Genomic DNA, 17,833 nt, shown 5'->3' with positions numbered 1-17,833 from the left:
GCCGGTTTTATTTTTTTGATCGAGTGCAAGCGGTTGCACTATTTTTCTATGCGCTTTACGGCAGCCGCCGCCTGTCTATTGTAGCCGGTATGCACGCGGGAATCAACGCGGCCCTGGAGGGCTGTGCAGTGAATAATAAAAATTGCAGGAGGGGTATCATCATGTTACTGGAAGCTGTGTTTCACCAGCCTAAATCACATTACGCCTATGCGTACGACAAAGAGACGCTCCACATCCGGATCCGTACGAAGCGGAACGATGTGGACCGTGTGTACGTGGTGCACGGGGACAAGTACAGGTTTGTTCCGGAGCACATTCAGACGACGAAAATGGAGAAGTTCGCAAGTGACAGCCTGTTTGACTACTACCAGGCTGCGGTGAAGCCGAAATACCGCCGCTTTGCCTACGCGTTCCGCCTGGAGAGCGGTGACGAAACCCTCTATTATAACGAGGTCGGTTTTCAGAAGGAGGGTGCCCAGTCCCAGGCCGGGATCGGGATGCTCGAGTCTCCTTCCGGTATGTTTGAATTTCCGTTTTTGAATCCGGTTGACGTGAACGAACCCCCATCCTGGGTGAAAAATGCCGTGTTCTATCAGATTTTCCCGGAGCGTTTTGCCAATGGGGATCCATCCCTGAACCCTCCGGAAACAGAAGAGTGGAAGCCTGACGGGGAACCGACGCGAGATAATTTCTTCGGGGGCGATCTTCAGGGTGTGATCGATCATCTGGGTCACCTCGAGGAGCTGGGGATTACCTGTATTTACTTCACACCGTTTTTTGAGGCGAAATCAAATCACAAATACGATACGATTGATTATCTGAAGGTGGACCCGCAGTTCGGGGACAACGAAAAAGCGAAGGAACTCGTGCGCGAGGCCCATAAGCGCGGGATTAAGATCATGCTCGATGCGGTGTTCAATCACAGCGGCTACTACTTCCCTCCGTTTCAGGATGTGCTGAAAAACGGCCGGAAGTCGCGGTTCGCCAGCTGGTTCCACCTCCGGGAAGACGAAGTGGTGACTGAGCCGGATCCAAACTATGACACGTTCGGTTTCGTGGCATCAATGCCGAAACTCAACACGGAAAACCGCGAAGTGAAGGCTTATCTTCTGGAAGTTGCCCGCTACTGGGTGGAGGATGTTGGTGTTGACGGCTGGCGCCTGGATGTGGCGAACGAAGTTGATCATCAGTTCTGGCGTGAGTTCCGCGATGTTGTGAAAAAAGCAAATCCGGAAGCTTACATTCTCGGCGAGATCTGGCACAACTCCCTCGCCTGGCTCGGTGGCGACCAGTTCGACGCCGTCATGAACTATCCGGTGACAAACGGCATTCTTGAGTTTTTTGCCATGCGGGAGATCGATGCGGAATCGTTCATGGGACGTCTCGACGCGATTCAGGTGGCGTATCCGAAACAGGTGAACGAGGCTGCGTTTAATCTGCTCGATTCCCACGACACGCCGCGCCTGCTGACGATTGCCGACGGCGACAAGGATCTTATGAAGCTTGCGGCCACGTTCCAGCTCACCTACACCGGTGCGCCTTGTATTTACTACGGCGACGAGTTCGGGATGGCCGGCGGACACGATCCGGGCTGCCGGGCGCCGATGATCTGGGACGAGGATCATCAGGACCGTGAGCTGTTCGATTTTTACAGGGAGCTGATTGCCCTGCGGAAGCAGCACCGTGCGCTTCGTGACGGCACATTCCGTTTTCTGTCCGCAGAGAAGGACAGCCGTCTGGTGGCGTACGAGCGGACCGATGACCACAGCCGATTTGTGTTCGTACTGAACAGTTCTGACCGTAAGGAAACGGTTACGCTGGACGGACTAGGGAAAGGCACGTTCCGCGCCGTGTTTGAAGAGGGTCGTTACGAGGTTAAAAAGGGCAGGCTCAAGGTGTCTGTTGAGCCGAAGAGTGGTGTGATTCTGAAGGAGCAGTAATTTTCCTTGGAGCGATTAGGCTGGGCTTTAGAGCGATTGGATTCTCCATTGGAGCGATTAGCTTAGACTTTAGAGCGATTGGATTCTCCATTGGAGCGATTAGCTCAGGCTTTGGAGCGGATAGTCCGGTATTTGGAGCGATTAATCCGAGTACTATAGAGGTTCAGCTTCTATTAGAACGTTATTCCACCTCTGCTGTCAAAGGAGGCTGATCACAGCGATCAGCCTCCTTCCTTTATTCCTTATTCATCCATCTGCCGGTACGTCGGCAGGAGCGCTGCGCCGATAACGCCGGCATCCTGACCGAGTGCAGCGGAGCGGATGTCGAGGGTGCCGGCGAGGCTCGGGTACAGACAGCCCCTCGTCAGCTCAGCCAGTTTTGGAATCACGCTTTTCTGCTTCATCACGCCGCCGCCGAACACAAACACATCCGGGTCGAGTGTGTTTGCGAGGTTTGCTGTGGCGATGGCGAGATAGCCGATGGCTCTGTCAATGATCGCCTGTGCCCCGCTGTTTCCTTCGCCAGCCAGCTCGAAAACCTCCTCCGCTTTACCACTCAGGCCAAGCTGCTCTTTTCCTGCAAGACCGATGGCAGTACCGGAGGCCAGCCTTTCCAGTGTGCCGCTGCCCATATGACCCGAAGAAGTTATCTGCTCGCCTGAAAATCCCGGGTCTACAATCATATTGCCGATTTCCCCTGCATTACCGGTTTTTCCGGATACGAGACGGCCGTTCAGCGTAATGCCGCCGCCTACACCGGTGCTGACAGTCACATAGACCGCGCTTTTTTCTCCGGAAGCTGCACCAAAATGTGTTTCAGCAAGAGCTGCGGCGTTTGCATCGTTATCGACCGTTACCTTCATTCCCGTCATTCGTTCCATTTCGTCTTTTAATTTTACCTGGTGAAGTCCTGCAAGGTTCGGCGGGTCGAGAATTGTGCCGGTAAACGGGTCGATCGGGCCGGGACAGCCGACGCCAATTTCGTCTGGACGTGCCTCAATCTGGCCCATTACCTTTTCAATCGCCTCCGAAGTTCTCGTTAAAAAGCTTTCTGCCCCTTCAAGTGGGTCTGTGAAAAAAGATTCCTTTTCGATAATAGTCCCATTTCCCCGGTCCACGGCGGCCACTCTCGTATTTGTGCCCCCGATATCGACGCCAATCGCTGGTGTGCCTGTCATTACGCTCTCTCCTTCGCTTAAATACTCTATAATCTATTATACTTTTTTTCATGATTCTGCGCCTCCCTCTGTCCGGTGGTTCGTACTGCGAAACAGTTTAATGTCCCATGGAACGAAAGCCCCCCGGATTCGACTGCAGCCATTCTGGCCCCCGTGAGAAAACTGGCAAATTATGCAATCCACCTATTCCTATCATGTTCTATTAGTCCTATAAAACGCATTAATATATACACCTTTGGATGTATACTCCTGGTCAGGCAATCGACACGAATCCCTACATCTTTTGGCATAAGTACGTCTTGTTTTTTGCTTATAGTGGTAAATAACTACATCTTTTCGACCTCGCCCCCTCTTCTCCCAAACTTACATCCTATTTGCGCCAATTTTCAGAATTCTTTAGCCTTATTTTGTCATTTTGCTAGTGATTTCCCTGAAATTGTTCTATAGAATGCACAATATCAGCAGGATTCACCTTCACCGACACGTTATAACGAAAGGAGGGCCGGATTTCCAGAAGCACAGCACGCGATCATCAGTGAGTATTTTTATTCACACAGGCTGCCGTACATAGGACTCTCGTTTCAGTGCGGATCCGCCACTTAATGAAGACCTGTTTTCACATTGCAGGGCATGCCCCGCAATGACAAAAAAAGAGGAGTGATTGATGTGCCGAGGAAACGAACGATGCGCCAGTGGATCATCTTTATGATGATTTTCGCGCTCATAGTGCCGCTCATGATTCCGCAGAACGCTGGAGCGCAAAGCTCTTCAGACAATGCGTCTGTCTCCTATCTGCAGGAAACGAACAAAGATGCGGCTGTTGAAATTAATGCCGATGTGGTAAAAGAGTTTGAGGATGAGAGATTCGTCTCCTTCCTGGTGAAGATGAAAGATCAGGTCGATACAGCAAAAGTAGCAGCCGACGTGGCGAATAATACAATCCAGGTAGCCAACACGTCGGATCAGACACTTGCACAGCGTACCGCTATTGTGTCTGAACTCCGTTCCACAGCAATGGAGTCCCAGAAGGAACTGAAAGCGTTCCTTGAAAAAGAACAGGAAGCCGGTAACGTTGAAAGCTTCCAGTCTTTCTTCATTGTTAACGGACTTGAAGTAACAGCTACAAAAGAGGTCCTTGAATCTTTGAAAGGATTTTCCGAGATTCTTGAAATTACGCCAAATGAAGAGTTTCATATTCTGAGTGCAGGCGGCCCCGGCCTTCAGGCAGAAGGTGCCCCTCTTGAAACACCGGAAACACAGAACGAAAACACAGAATGGAACATCGAGCAGATCGGTGCTCCTGAAGTATGGGATATGGGAATCGACGGTTCCGGCATCACTGTGGCCAACATGGACACCGGTGTTCAGTGGGACCACCCAGCCCTTAAAGAGCAGTACCGCGGATACGATCCGGCTACTGACACTGTGGATCATACATTTAATTTCTTTGACGCGGTAAACGGTCAGGAAGAGTCCTACGATGATCACGGTCACGGCACACACGTAAATGGAACTACACTTGGTGGTGAGCCGAACGGCACGAACCAAATCGGTGTCGCTCCAGGTGCAGACTGGATTGCGGTTAAAATCCTCAGTGCTTCCGGCGGCGGTTCTCAGGCCGACATCCTTGCCGGTGGTGAGTGGGTTCTTGCTCCTACTGATGAAGACGGCAACCCGCACCCTGAAATGGCTCCGGACGTTGTGAACAACTCATGGGGCGGTGCAGGCGGACTGAATGAATGGTTCCGTCCAATGGTACAGAACTGGCAGGAAGCTGGTATTTTCCCTGTATTTGCAGCAGGTAATACAGCAGGACCGGGAACAGTCGGCGTGCCGGCAAACTACCCTGAATCCTATGCTGTAGGTGCAACAGATGCAAACATGAACCTTGCAAGCTTCTCATCTCAGGGACCATCCCCTTACGATGAAATGAAACCTGATGTAAGTGCTCCTGGTGTCAACGTACGTTCTGCAGTACCGGGATCCGGTTATGAAGGCGGCTGGAATGGAACATCCATGGCAGCTCCTCACGTAGCAGGACTTGTGGCACTCATCAAACAGGTCAACTCCGATCTGTCACATGATGACATTGCTGAAATTATGGAAGAAACAGCTACACCACGTACGAACGATCAGTATCCTGAAGCACCGAACAACGGTTTCGGACACGGGATCATTAACGCTTACGATGCTGTAGCCGGTATCCTTGACGGACTCGGCTCCATCTCCGGAAGCGTCCTTCAGGAAGGTGAAGATACAGAAGCACCAACGTATCAGCACACTGCTCCTGAAGAAACTTACGAAGGCCTGAACCTTCCACTTACAATTGATGTTCAGGACAACGTAGCTATTACAGACGTCACACTGAGCTTTGAAAAAGACGGCGAGTGGCACGAGCTTGAAGCGAACCGCACAGGCGGAAACTACCGCGATGCCACGTATTCCGTAAACATTCCGGGAAGCGACATTGACGCCCCGGCAGTTGAATACTTCTTTACAATTGATGACTTCGGCGGTAACACCGTTGAAACTGAAGTATTTGAAGTGGCTGTAAACGAAGCCATTTCCACAGGCTACTACCAGGACTTCCAGACAACACCGATCGGCTGGATGAGCTTCGGTGAAAACGACAGCTGGGAGTGGGGCGAGCCGACGTCCGGACCGGGTGAAGCCTACACAGGTGACCATGTGTACGCGACAAACCTCGGCGGTGACTACGGTAACAACATGAACGCCACCCTGATCATGCCTCCGGTACAGGTTCCTGACGAAGGTGACTTCTACCTTGAGTATCAGGAATGGTACAACTTTGAAAACAACTATGACTACGGGTACCTTGTCGTATCCGATGACGGTATGGACACGTGGGAAACTCTTCACACGGTTAACGGAACATCCGGTGACTATGTGGATGCTTCCATCGACCTGAGCGAGTATGCAGGTGAAAGAATCGTGGTCGGCTTCAACGCCTACTCCGACTTCATCATCACACGCCCGGGCTGGTACATCGACCATGTATCCCTTACTGATGAAGCACCGGTTGAAGAAGACGAGTTTGGCGGCAGCGTCGGAATTATCGATTCCGGTACGAGCCTGAACGGTGTCAATTCAATGGCAGCCGGTATGGACATGGCGCCAATGAACCGCGGAAACGGCGTAGGTGTTGGTCTTGAGCGTAAGCGCACAAATCCTGAAGACCACGTTTCCCCATCCGGTAACGGAGCTGAATTCACTCCACCTGGACGCGGCGGAGACAATCCGGGACGCGGACGTGGTCCTGGTCGCGGCGGAAACGATCCTGATCCTGAACCGGGTAACGGCGATACTGCAAACGGCGGGCTTCCACTTGCTGCAACAGTACACGTGCTCGAGTCCGGACGCTCTGTTCAGACGAACCCGGCTGACGGAAGCTTCGGCATGATTCACCCTGCAGGTGACTACACAGTCCGTGCAGAAGCATACGGCTTCCATCCTGAAGAGGAAAGCATTGCAGTAGAAGCTGACGAAACTACTGAAGTTCACTTCGTCCTTGACGAACTGGATGCAGGTACTGTAGCAGGTACAGTATGGAACGAAGCAACAGAAGAGCCGATCGAAGGCGCAACGCTTCTTCTTAAAGAAGATCCGCGTGTAGCTCCGGCTCACACAGATGAAAACGGTGAATTCAGCATCGACGCTTACGAAGGTACTTACACCCTTCAGGTGTTTGCACCATCCTTCTACAGTGACGAAACTGAAGTTACGATCACTGGCGACGAAGTAACAGTTGCCGACTTTGCTCTTACTCCGTTCATCGGATTCCCTGGTGAAATCGGATACGATGACGGTACTGCTGAAAACGCACGTGCATTCTTTGATGCCGGCAATGGCTGGGCTGTCCGCATGAGCCTTGAAGAAGGACAGGACAGCGCACTCATTACAGGCGGTCTGTTCCGATTCTGGGATACAGAATGGCCTGATCCGGGCGGTACTGAGTTCCAGGTAGCAGTTTATGACGCTACAGGTACGAACGGTGCTCCAGGAAACATGATTGCAGGACCAGTTGATGCCGAAGCCAACCGTGACGGCACGTGGACTCAGGTTGATCTGTCTGCTGAAGGTGTTGTTGTAGAGGGCGACTTCTACCTCAAATACATCCAGACTCAGCCGAACCCATACGCTCCGGGTCTTGGAACTGACGAAGACGGTCCAAATGCCGAGCGCAGCTGGCAGTATGTGAGCGGTGCATGGTCACAGGCTCCTTCTGCTGAAGGAAACTACATGATCCGTGCCCTTGTGAACTACGAAGTAACGGTTCCGGAGATCACTTCTCCAGAAGACGGACTTCACACAAATGAAGACACTGTTCTTGTTGAAGGTGACGCTTCTCCTGGAGTTGACGTACACATCAGCAACAACGGTGAGGAAACAGCTCACACTGAGGCTGACGAAAGCGGACACTTCTCCGTTGAAGTCGACCTTGAAGCCGGCGAAAACGTTCTGACTGCTGCTGCAAGCACAGAAAATGGACGTACCGGTGAGTCTGCTCCGGTAACGGTAATTCTTGACCAGGAAGGTCCTGAACTTGTGGTTACAAGCCCAAGTGACGGTGATCTTGTGAACACGGAAACGGTCCGCGTTCAGGGTCAGGCAACGGATGAAAACCTCCGCCGTGTCAATGTAAACGGACAGCGTGCCGACATTGACGAGGACGGCAGCTTCAACCACCGTCTCCTTCTTGACGAAGGTGAAAACCTGATCCGCGTAGTGGCCATCGACCATGCCGGAAACCGTACGGTGGAAAGAATGACGATCCACGCTAACTTCGGTGACTATGAAATTACGAATGTGACACCTGAGGAAGATATGAATCTGAACGCAGGTGAAACCGTTCTTGTCAGCTTCAACGCTGAAGAAGGACTGGATGCTACGTTCGTAATCCGTATGCCGCTGACGAACCTGCCTTCTGCTTCCAACCAGACGCAGAACGCAACTGAGCTTCCGATGCAGGAAACTGAGCCTGGCTACTACGTCGGTTACTACACAGCCACTGCCAATGTGGAAGCACCTGGTGCCGAAGTGGAAGTAATCGCTCGTGATGACTACGGTAACGAGGTCAGAGAGCTTGCAGAAGGAAAGCTTTATATCAACGTTGAGTAACTCCTGATTGTTTTCAACTATTCCAGACCCTCTCCCATTGAAGCAGCACCCGGGCGGCATGCCCGGGTGCCTTTTTTTGCAGCTGGGTCAGAGGTGTCAATTTTCTGTATTTTCTGTTTTGTACTATACTAGTTAAAAAGGAGGTGAACGCGTTGACTTTTGGTATTTTCTTCGGGCTGATTATCGTACCACTGGCCATACTGGGCCTCGGTCTTGCATGCTACGCCATTACCGGGCGGCAGGATCAGCAGAACTGACAGCTTCAGAAAAACAAGAGGAGGAATGACAAATGGATATTACCGCACACCCGCTAACAGTAGGTGTACTCATCGCATACCTTGTGCTGCTCGTTGGCATCGGTATTTTCAGTTCGAAAAAAAGTTCTGGAGGACTGACGGATTTTTTCCTCGCCGGACGGAGCCTGAATAAGTGGACCGTCGCGCTCTCAGCCGTAAGTTCCGGCCGGAGCGCCTGGCTTGTACTGGGAGTCACCGGTACCGCCTATCTGACCGGACTGAATGCGGTCTGGGCCGTTGCCGGATACATAACTGTTGAAGTGTTTATGTTTTTCTTTGTCGCCCGCCGGTTCAGGACCTTCAGTGAGAAAACAGGGAGTATCACAGTGCCTGATATTCTGGAAAACCGTCTCGGTGACAGAACTAAGATTATCCGCCTTGTCAGCTCGCTGATTATCCTGTTTTTTATGGTTGCCTACGTAGGAAGTCAACTCGTCGCGGGCGGTACAGCCTTTTCCGGAAGCCTCGGCATTACGACCTCACAGGGCATGTGGCTTACAGCTGCAATCATTTTTCTCTATACCATTCTCGGGGGCTTTCATGCCGTCAGTAAGACCGACGTTCTTCAAATCGGCTTTATGTTCTTTTCACTCATCATTCTCCCGATTGTCGCCCTCATTCAGATGGGCGGATTCGGGCCGGTTCTTGATACGATGCAGGCAGAAGGCGGTGGGTTTACCAGCCCGTTTGCGTTTGCATTCGGAGCCATCATCGGACTTATCGGTATCGGATTCGGAAGTCCGGGTAACCCCCACATTATCGTTCGCTACATGAGTCTCAAAAACGTAAAGGAAATGCGTCAGGCAGCACTCATCGCAACGTTCTGGAATGTCATCATGGGCTGGGGCGCGATTATGGTCGGTCTCATCGGCCGCGTCTACTTCCCTTCCGTGGACATGCTTCCCGGCGAGAACAATGAGCAGATATTTACGTCACTCGGCGCTGAAGTCCTAAATCCGTTTTTTGCCGGGATCCTGCTCGTCGCCGTTCTTGCTGCTATTATGAGCAGTGCCGACAGTCAGCTCCTCGTTGGGGCAAGTGCTGTCGTACGTGATATTTACGACAAAATGTTTGCCAAAGGAAAAGAGATATCCCAGAAAAAGCTGATCGCTTTCAGCCGTCTCGTTATTGTCGTCCTGATGGGTCTTTCCATCTGGCTCGCCTCCACCGCGACGGATTTCGTATTCTGGATGGTGCTGTTCGCATTCGGTGGTCTCGGAGCGTGCTTTGGACCGGCACTGATCCTCAGCTTTTACTGGAAAGGGCTTTCCCGTGCCGGCGTGTTAACCGGAATGATTACCGGTCTTTTCACCGTGGTCATGGTCGCCCAGCAGCCGGAATGGACGTACGCGATTATCGACGTTCACGCGTTTTTGAACGATTATTTCTTCGGCATTACCTATGAAGCGGTACCAGGCTTTCTCGTAGCCACGTTCTTCACGGTGGTCGTGAGTCTGTTTACTAAAAAACCGGACAATGCCGATAGCCTTGTGGATGAAATGAAAGATGCAGGGTAAGTGAGGAGATAGGAGCCCGCCTTGATGGCGGGTTTTTTCTATTAAATAAGAGAGGGTTACGTGCAAAGTATATATTTCGCTGCAAGCGGATGCTTTCCGCGGGCAGGGTCTCAGGCGGCAGAGTAGTTATCATGCTTCTTCTGCCCGAATCGCTCCGAAGCATCTGCGTCGAAGCAGCTCGAAGCGAACTCACGATGTAAACGCTCGTCCCTGGGGGTCTTCTGCTCCTGCTTTACCCGCAGGAGTCACCGCCTTTCGCTTCATATACGTTTATGCGGGGGGCGAATCACACTAATAAATACAATTTAGTTAAACAAGCGGAGTGAAGCGTCAGCCGCGAGACTCCTGCGGCAGTCGGGGCCATGGTGAGACCCCGCAGGCGAAGCCGAGGAGGCTCACCGGACCGCCGCGGAAAGCGAGCGGATGACGTGTAACGGAGCATCATAATGCCCCAAATGACGTTTTTCTCTATTTTCCGGAACCAAAAAAAGAACCCTCACCTTAACCCGAGGATTCCATCTCACTCTTCTTCTTTTTCACTACACTGTACCACAGCTTATAACGTACAATCAGCACTTCATGAAGCAGATGCATGCGCTCGCCCGGGTCTTCAAGGTTCCCGGCATCGGCACCCTGCTGCGCTGCTTCGTGAAAACAGCCCAGCGTCTCAAGAGCTTCTTCCTCCTGCCCGAAGATCGACACGATCGTCAAGTTCTCCGGATGATACGGAAGCATCCCCTTCATCACGTCCGCGAGAAGACGGTCGCCGATTTCGTAATCGTCCTTAATGTAACACTCGCTTACATAGGCGAGCACATCATCCAGCTCCCCGAGCAGCTCCGCGTAATTGTTCAGAAACGCCAATTGGGCGCGGTCCAGTCTGGCAGTCATAGAAACCCACCTTTACATCTGTCAGTTCCTCCGGTCAAAAAATGCCCCGTCCACCTGCGCTGCCGTGTAAGGATTTTCGTAACGGCGGCCGGTTTCCCGTTTTACTTTCAGCCGGTTCATTTCTATCTTAATATCAGCCAGATCTTCTTTCAACCGCCCTTCGATCTCCCCGTTTAGAACGATCGCTTGTCGAAGGAGCGCTTCTTCCTCGCCCGGTGCGACAGTACCTTGCATCCCTGCAAGCACCTCTTCCCGCTCATGAAGGAGATCGGCCAGTGTTTCAATGTAGACTTCACGTTCATCATCGTCAGGTTTTCTCTGCACATTGTGATGCAGCGTCTGTGTAACAGCCAGGAGGCGGGCAGCTTTCGTCATACCCGGTTCGCACCTCCGAAACGGTTCTGTCTATCACGCTTAAGAGCCTCGACCCAAGTGTCACGGAACTCCCGTACAAACCGCTCCGCTTCTTTAAGCGCTGCCGGATCGTTTTTCATGTTCGCATCAACAAGACGGGACATAATGAAATCGTACATCTGCATCATGTTCCTGGCTACTTCCGATTCACCTTTAAGCGTAACCATGAGTTCGGAAATGATCGCCTGTGCTTTAATGAGATTTTCGTTTCGCTTTTCCACCTGATTGGCTTCCATCGCCTCACCGGCGCGACGGATAAACTTCAGGCAGCCATCGTAAAGCATGAGTGTCAGCTCTCCCGGTGACTTTGTCTGCATGTTCTGCTGCTGATAGTTTGCATACGGATTTTTCAATGCCATCTATATCTCCTCCTGTCTCACTTTTCCTACATCATTCCGCCCGGCATCATGGAAAACATCTGCTCTGCCTGGGAATTGAGCTGCTGTACCGCTTTTTCCATGGCGGTAAACTGATTCCAGTAGCGCTGTTCGGTCTGCTGCATTCGTCGCTCGAAATTACTGATCCGGTCGTCCATCCGGAGAATATCACGGCCGATGGAAAACTGCTGCGGCGTCCGTCCTTCCCGACCAGCTCGGTCCGTCACACCGTTTATTGCCGTCCGCAGATTGTCCCGTATCGATGGGATGATTCCCTGCTCCGACTGAGGGACTCTGCCGTTTTCGTCTTCGGTACCTGAAGCGTTAAAAAGCTGATACATATCCTCGGGATGGTTTTCGATCGCGTAGCGGAGCCGGTCCTCCCCGCTCCTTCTCACACCATCCGGCATGGTCATCTGCCGATCATCGAATACGATTTTGCCTCCGTCCCTGTAGTCACGGGAGGTTGTGAGACCGATCTGTGAAAGCTGATTGAATACACCGTCCACATTTTCCACGTTACTGAACAGGTTTGTACGCATCCGGTCCATGGCAGAGGAAAGCACCGGATCCCTGCGAAGGAGTCCGCTGTCGGACTTCTCTTCCCACAGTTCGATTTCGTGTTCGGTCATTTCTGCACGCTGTTCGGACGTGAGAGGCGGGTAATCCCGATGACGTTCCTCGTTGAGCTTCCCATTCACAAAATCAACAAGCTCGTTGTACTCGTCCACAAACGACATGATCTCGTCAAAGATCGCTTCTGAATCCGTCGACGTATTGATTCTCACCGGTCCGGTCGTTTCACCGTGGAGCGTGTAGCTCACACCGTTGATCGCGAACTCATTTGATTCCCGCTCCATGTTAAAGCCGTTGTATGTAAACTGAGCGTTCCGACCTTCAACTTCGAGGTGGTTCTCGTTGAGCGTTTCACCAGGTGCGGTCTGAAAACCGAGCGATGCCATAAAACTTCGGGTAGCCTCGTCACCGAATGCAAGATCGGCCCCTTTTCCCGTTGTCGTACTCGTCATTACCATCTGATTGCTCCGCTCATCAACAAAGGAGCTGACTCCAAGGGCAGAGCGGTTCATCCGGCTGATCACATCGTTGATTCTGTCGTTTTCATTCACCTGGATCGAGACGGTTTCCGGTTCCTCGGCACCGGGACGAGTGACCTGAAAAGCCAGTTCACTAGAGCCGTTTTCATCCCAGTCAAAATCCGGGCCGTCCTCCCACTCCCCAAGCCTGCGGGTGAACATTTCTTCATCTTCTTCAAACGTACCCGATACCCATGTGGACGCCTTGGCAAGCTGGGCCACTTCAATCTCGGCACTGGCGTTCTGTGCGTTAGCCGATCCCGTAGCCGTCACCTTCGATTCATCGGTACTGGTGACGATTTTCTGATTGAACGAGGAACGGAGCCCGAGACCGCTGGCAGAAAAAGAATCCCGGAGTGACATAAACTTAAGGTTCACTTCCCGGTATGCATCCCGCTGCATCTCCATCGTCGTTCTGTCCTGGACCATTTTCTGCATCGGAATACGCTCCGCCTCCATGAGCTGCCGCACCATATCCTGAGTGTCCATTCCGGACGCCAGTCCCCCTATCCTCATCGCCGTCCACTCCTTCTGTCTCTTCGTTACCCTTTATATCGGCTAAGGCCGGTAAAAATAAAGATGTGATGCTTTATATGCATCTTTCGAACTACTAAATCTTTTCGTCAATGATAATGCCGGCAAATTCAAGCATGGCCGATACCATATCGAGAAACTTTTCAGGCGGAATCTCTTTAATCACTTCCTCAGTATTCCGATCCACCACAGCTACGTATGTGCGGTTCAGATCTTCGTGGATGTTAAACCTGTAGGCTTTATCCTGGGCTTCGAGCATCTGATTTAACGCCTCTGCTTTTTCAAGTACTTCCTCTTTGCCTGCTGTACGCTGTGGTTCCCCGTTCTTCACGTCCTCCTGAACGCGGTTCTCCCCCTTCTGTGTCACCGGTTCAACCCTTTTATCAGCCCCGTAACCCAGACGGTCTGTCGATTCCCTGATCATAGACTTTGAAATTTCCATGCAAGCTCCCCCTATTCACTTTTTCTGTCAATTATATCGGCACATCACGTTAAGGTTTTTAGCAAAACAAAAAAGCCTCGGATAGAATCCGGGCTTCCAAACCTTAAACATGAGTTAGAGTTTTATCAGAAGCGTAAAAACTATTCTCCTTGAAACCAAGGTCTTTAACTCTTTCTATACCATTTAACTTAAAGAATATGTCAAACAGGGCTCCTGCCTGCAATTTACTGTAAACACCATTTTGTACCTGTGACCAAGACTCGACCAATTTCCGACGGACAATCCGAGGGTCTTTTTCAGACGTACTGAATCTAACTTTTATTTTTGAATACCCAAGACTAGCCATAACAGCTATTCGATGCTGCCCTTCTGTAATAACAAATCGATAATCATCTTTTTGTTTCAATAAGTATCCTGTTACATACCCGTCCGAGAATACTTCAGGGATATAGCCAACTTCTTTTATGTTTCTTAGGTTGGTAACAAGCCTCTTCAGTTCCTCGGCACCAAAATCCTCCGTATTGGGACCAAAGAAATGATTTCCCCCTTCCCTGGTTGTCCCTATCCATTCGTTCATTGATACCTGTTTTCCTCCACTTGAAACATGCCAAGGGTACCCAATCCAACCTCTTTTCAAATCTGTAAAAAAATCTTGTTGTAATTCTAGTGCATCATAAAGGTTTTCAGGTTGAAAGCATTCATAGAACCTATTAAGAACAGAATCTTTGTAATCTAAATTTGGTTTAACCTCTAATTGATTAACCGCTGCAACGAATGGGTGGAAACCACCGGGTCGATAGGAAAATCCATAGTTATCTATACATTTGTTGATATCTACTTCCATAATGCTTGAATTTCTCTTCCCAATATTGTCGGGTTGAGGAATAAAGAACCTGTTGTTGAGTACATCATTTCTTTCAAACAAACACAAAGCCTGACTTCCTTCTGTCAAAATTGGTTTCACTAAGTAAATTCCATTATATTTATTAACAATACAAGATAATTCAGTATTATCTACAAATGTGAATAGTTGTTTAACCCCTTTATACAAGAAATTAGATACAATGCTTTCGTGTAGGTCAGAGTTGCTTCTATAGCGTGAGGATTGTTTAGGTAAAAAGATAACAACATCGTAATGCTTCATTTTCGTAACATCCTCAGGTTTTACGCTTTTATAAAAATAGCTCGCTTTCTTTTGATCCGGGTTTCTTAAGTTTTCCTGCCACTCATTACAAAATATATCTAGTATCGACTTCCTATCAGCATCAACAGCTTCCACTTCATAACCATAGAGATTTAAGTTTTTACTGAGGACACCCGTGCCAAAATCAATTTCAAGTATGGTAACGGCATCTATTGATAAATAGGCTGAAATTGCGTTGAGATACCCTAAATGCTTTCTTGCTTTACTTAAGTCTCTATTAGTTTCAATTGTATTATCCCCACTGCTTATTCTGGTTACAATTTTATTTTGACTTGAGTCGAACCAGACCCACCCCTTAAAAAAAGGTTTTAATCGTCTTAGAGAAGAAACAATAATTTCTCTTTTATCTTTATCATTATTTACGTACTCACTTTTCATAAAAAAGTGATAAGCTTCTATATAATTTCCTTTTCTTTCATAAAATAAAGCAAGATTGATAAACAAATCCACTTCATGTGGAAAATTAACAACACCTTTTTTTAAATGTGAAATAGCACTATTTAGCTTATCTTGAGCACATAGGCACATTGCCTGTAGAGTATACATATCAGGATGTTTAATTTTTTTCTTTTCAAGCTCAGAAAGCAACAACTGCGCTTCTTTAATGTAGCCTTGCTCAACTAATTTGGATATCTTATTTAATATCCGCTGCAAACTTTTACTTGTACTCATATCTTCCCCTCCAGAAAACTACAAAGCCAGAGCGAATTGCTCTGGCTTCATTTATATTATCCCAGAAGCTGAAGAACCTGCTGTGGAAGCTGATTGGCTTGCGCCAGCATAGACTGTGACGCCTGATTTAGAATGTTGTTCTTTGTGAACTCCATCATCTCTGAAGCCATGTCTACATCACGGATGCGGGACTCTGCAGCTGTGAGATTTTCAGAAGCGTTGTTGAGGTTGGAAATAGTGTGCTCTAACCGATTTTGATTTGCCCCAAGTTCTGAACGCTGTGAAGACACCAATTGAATAGCACCATCAATTGCTTGAAGTTGTTCATCAAAACCACTAGTATCGGTAAATTCTGTTACATTAATATCGTCGATGGTGATTCCATTAGTATCTAACGCACCATTACTGTCTATCGCACCTAGAGCCGATGCACTCATATCATCTATATTCAGCTCCACCTGTTGGCTTGCGTTAGCGCCAATTTGAAGTATAAGTTCTGCACCTGTTGATTCCCCATCCCACTCACCATCTAATAGTGTTTTACCATTAAATTCAGTTCGCTCAGCAATTCCGTCAATTTCTTCCGCTAGTTCTTCAATCTCATTTTGTATTGTTTGCAGATCTTCAGTTTGATTTGTACCTTCATTCCCTGCCTGAACAGTCAGTTCACGAATTCTCTGAAGAATACTGTGTGTCTCATCAAGAGCACCTTCCGCGGTTTGGATTAAAGAAATTCCATCCTGAGCATTTCGGCTAGCCTGGTCAAGTCCATTGATCTGAGCACGCATTTTTTCAGAAATGCTTAGGCCCGCCGCGTCATCAGAAGCCTGGTTGATCCGCTGACCTGAAGAAAGTTTCTCCATAGAATTCTGCATGTGGTTCTGGTTGATCCCGAGCTGACGGTGAGCGTTCATTGCGCTCATGTTGTTGTTGATAATCATAATAAAATTCCTCCCTGATATTTGCTTCCGCCCACGTCCGTGTGATTGGAAGGTTCTTTAGTTTTGTCTACAATAGAGAACGATCGAGCGTACCTCCGTCGTAAACTATTATTTATATCGGCACAGTTCCTTTCATGTTTAGGAAAATTAAGAACTTTTTCCAGAAATCTGTGTTTATGTTCAATAAAGCTGATTGGAGCGAATGCGCGACACTCCTGCGGGAACAGCAAAGAACATCTGCTTCATGAGTATGCTGTGATCTGCTTCGACGCAGGCTGCTTCGGAGCTTTTCCTGCAGAGGAAGAGGCACCAACGGAAGACCCCGCAGGGACGAGCGCTTACATCGTGAGTTTGCTTCGAGCTGCTTCGACGCATACACTTCAAAGCGATACTGGAAGAGGAAGAAGCACGCTGACATATGTGCGGGCTGCAGTGGTGCCCGCGGAAAGGGAGCGCAGTGAGCGTAAATCAATTCTTTAACTCCACCAAATGTAAACCACAACCAAAATCCAGTAAACAAATATTACCAAATATTAAGGAATTGTAAATTTTACGTTAAAAACCTCAAAATAAATAGAAAATTGTAAAAATTAACAATAAAATGGTTATATGGTAGTATTTACCTACCTAGCTGAAAACAGAATAGGAGATGAAGCAAGATGAAAGAAGTATTCACTGAAGATTACCAAGCCGGTTACCAGACACTGATCCTGATGCCGAATATCGATCCGGTATATGTGTCCAAGGCTGTGGAAACAGACCGAGTGGTGTACATTGCCAAACCCTGCCTCAAAATTATCGAAGACGCCTGCCTGACCGGCGGTGCCTCTTATAACGGCAGAAGGGAAGCCGTCTTCTATCATACCGGATTTCAAAAGCGTGTTCCGGTACCTCTGTCCGTATCCAAAAGAGTTTGCGCGTTTCCTACTCAGTCACCAAACGTTCACGGATGTGCGTGGATCTTTTCCCAGCACCTCCGCAGAGTAACTGAGATTGAGAAAGAAACACCTGCGAAAAAACGCGCCCTCCGCTCCAGGGTTCACTTCTCATCCGGCCAGGAAATCGATGTGAATGTTTCAAAACATATACTCGACAAGCAGATGACGAGAGCCTCCCACTGCATGAACCTGTTCACGAAGCTTTAGGGAATAGGAAAGGACTTTCTCAATGGACTTCGAGGACAACAGCAGCGCA

12 protein-coding genes are annotated in these 17,833 nt (G+C 49.3%); 4 read left to right on the top strand and 8 right to left on the bottom strand.

The features are described 5' to 3' along the window. Nucleotides 1-161 precede the first annotated feature (161 nt). Nucleotides 162-1,940 carry an alpha-glycosidase gene (locus tag FGB90_RS09295; protein WP_138810543.1) on the top strand — a complete coding sequence of 593 codons (1,779 nt, stop codon included), beginning with the start codon at nt 162-164 and terminating at the stop codon, nt 1,938-1,940. Between the two features lie 242 nt (nt 1,941-2,182). Here FGB90_RS09295 and FGB90_RS09290 read toward each other — a convergent pair whose 3' ends face one another. Beyond that, the gene (locus FGB90_RS09290) at nt 2,183-3,118 is read right to left on the bottom strand and encodes an ROK family protein (RefSeq protein WP_138810542.1); all 936 of its coding nucleotides are present in this window, start codon (nt 3,116-3,118) and stop codon (nt 2,183-2,185) included. A 666-nt stretch (nt 3,119-3,784) separates the two neighbouring features. Between FGB90_RS09290 and FGB90_RS09285 the strand changes: the two genes are divergently transcribed. Both FGB90_RS09285 and FGB90_RS09280 read left to right on the top strand, forming a co-directional pair. Then, nucleotides 3,785-8,257, top strand: coding sequence for a S8 family serine peptidase (locus FGB90_RS09285; protein WP_246056118.1), 4,473 nt, complete (start codon nt 3,785-3,787; stop codon nt 8,255-8,257). Nucleotides 8,258-8,546: 289 nt separating this feature from the next. Beyond that, nucleotides 8,547-10,070: a sodium/proline symporter gene (locus FGB90_RS09280; RefSeq protein WP_138810541.1), complete on the top strand. Its 1,524-nt coding sequence runs from the start codon at nt 8,547-8,549 to the stop codon at nt 10,068-10,070. Between the two features lie 501 nt (nt 10,071-10,571). On the opposite strand, the gene FGB90_RS09275 is transcribed toward FGB90_RS09280, so the two are convergent. From FGB90_RS09275 to hag, 7 genes are all read right to left on the bottom strand, one after another. Then, nucleotides 10,572-10,961 carry a DUF8042 domain-containing protein gene (locus FGB90_RS09275; RefSeq protein ID WP_138810540.1) on the bottom strand — a complete coding sequence of 130 codons (390 nt, stop codon included), beginning with the start codon at nt 10,959-10,961 and terminating at the stop codon, nt 10,572-10,574. A gap of 21 nt (nt 10,962-10,982) precedes the next feature. Continuing rightward, entirely contained in the window at nt 10,983-11,336 is a 354-nt protein-coding gene (gene fliT / locus FGB90_RS09270; protein ID WP_138810539.1) for a flagellar protein FliT, read from the bottom strand. Next, complete coding sequence (gene fliS, locus FGB90_RS09265) at nt 11,333-11,734, bottom strand: flagellar export chaperone FliS (RefSeq protein WP_138810538.1); 402 nt, start codon at nt 11,732-11,734, stop codon at nt 11,333-11,335. Before fliS ends, fliT begins: the two co-directional genes overlap by 4 nt. Nucleotides 11,735-11,760: 26 nt before the next feature. After that, nucleotides 11,761-13,362: a flagellar hook-associated protein 2 gene (locus tag FGB90_RS09260; RefSeq protein ID WP_138810537.1), complete on the bottom strand. Its 1,602-nt coding sequence runs from the start codon at nt 13,360-13,362 to the stop codon at nt 11,761-11,763. A 94-nt stretch (nt 13,363-13,456) separates the two neighbouring features. Then, nucleotides 13,457-13,822, bottom strand: coding sequence for a flagellar protein FlaG (locus tag FGB90_RS09255; protein ID WP_138810536.1), 366 nt, complete (start codon nt 13,820-13,822; stop codon nt 13,457-13,459). A 103-nt stretch (nt 13,823-13,925) separates the two neighbouring features. Next, nucleotides 13,926-15,698, bottom strand: a complete 1,773-nt coding sequence (locus tag FGB90_RS09250; RefSeq protein WP_138810535.1) for a tetratricopeptide repeat protein — start codon at nt 15,696-15,698, stop codon at nt 13,926-13,928. A 56-nt stretch (nt 15,699-15,754) separates the two neighbouring features. Then, nucleotides 15,755-16,639, bottom strand: coding sequence for a flagellin Hag (hag, locus tag FGB90_RS09245; protein WP_138810534.1), 885 nt, complete (start codon nt 16,637-16,639; stop codon nt 15,755-15,757). Nucleotides 16,640-17,298: 659 nt separating this feature from the next. Between hag and FGB90_RS09240 the strand changes: the two genes are divergently transcribed. Next, nucleotides 17,299-17,784, top strand: a complete 486-nt coding sequence (locus FGB90_RS09240) for a competence protein ComK (RefSeq protein WP_138810533.1) — start codon at nt 17,299-17,301, stop codon at nt 17,782-17,784. Nucleotides 17,785-17,833 lie beyond the last annotated feature (49 nt).

It is taken from the genome of Alteribacter natronophilus (assembly GCF_006007885.1).
Classification (GTDB): Bacteria; Bacillota; Bacilli; order Bacillales; family Salisediminibacteriaceae; genus Alteribacter; species Alteribacter natronophilus.
Note: the sequence above shows the minus strand (reverse complement) of the source record. Positions and strands in the feature narration are given on the sequence as shown.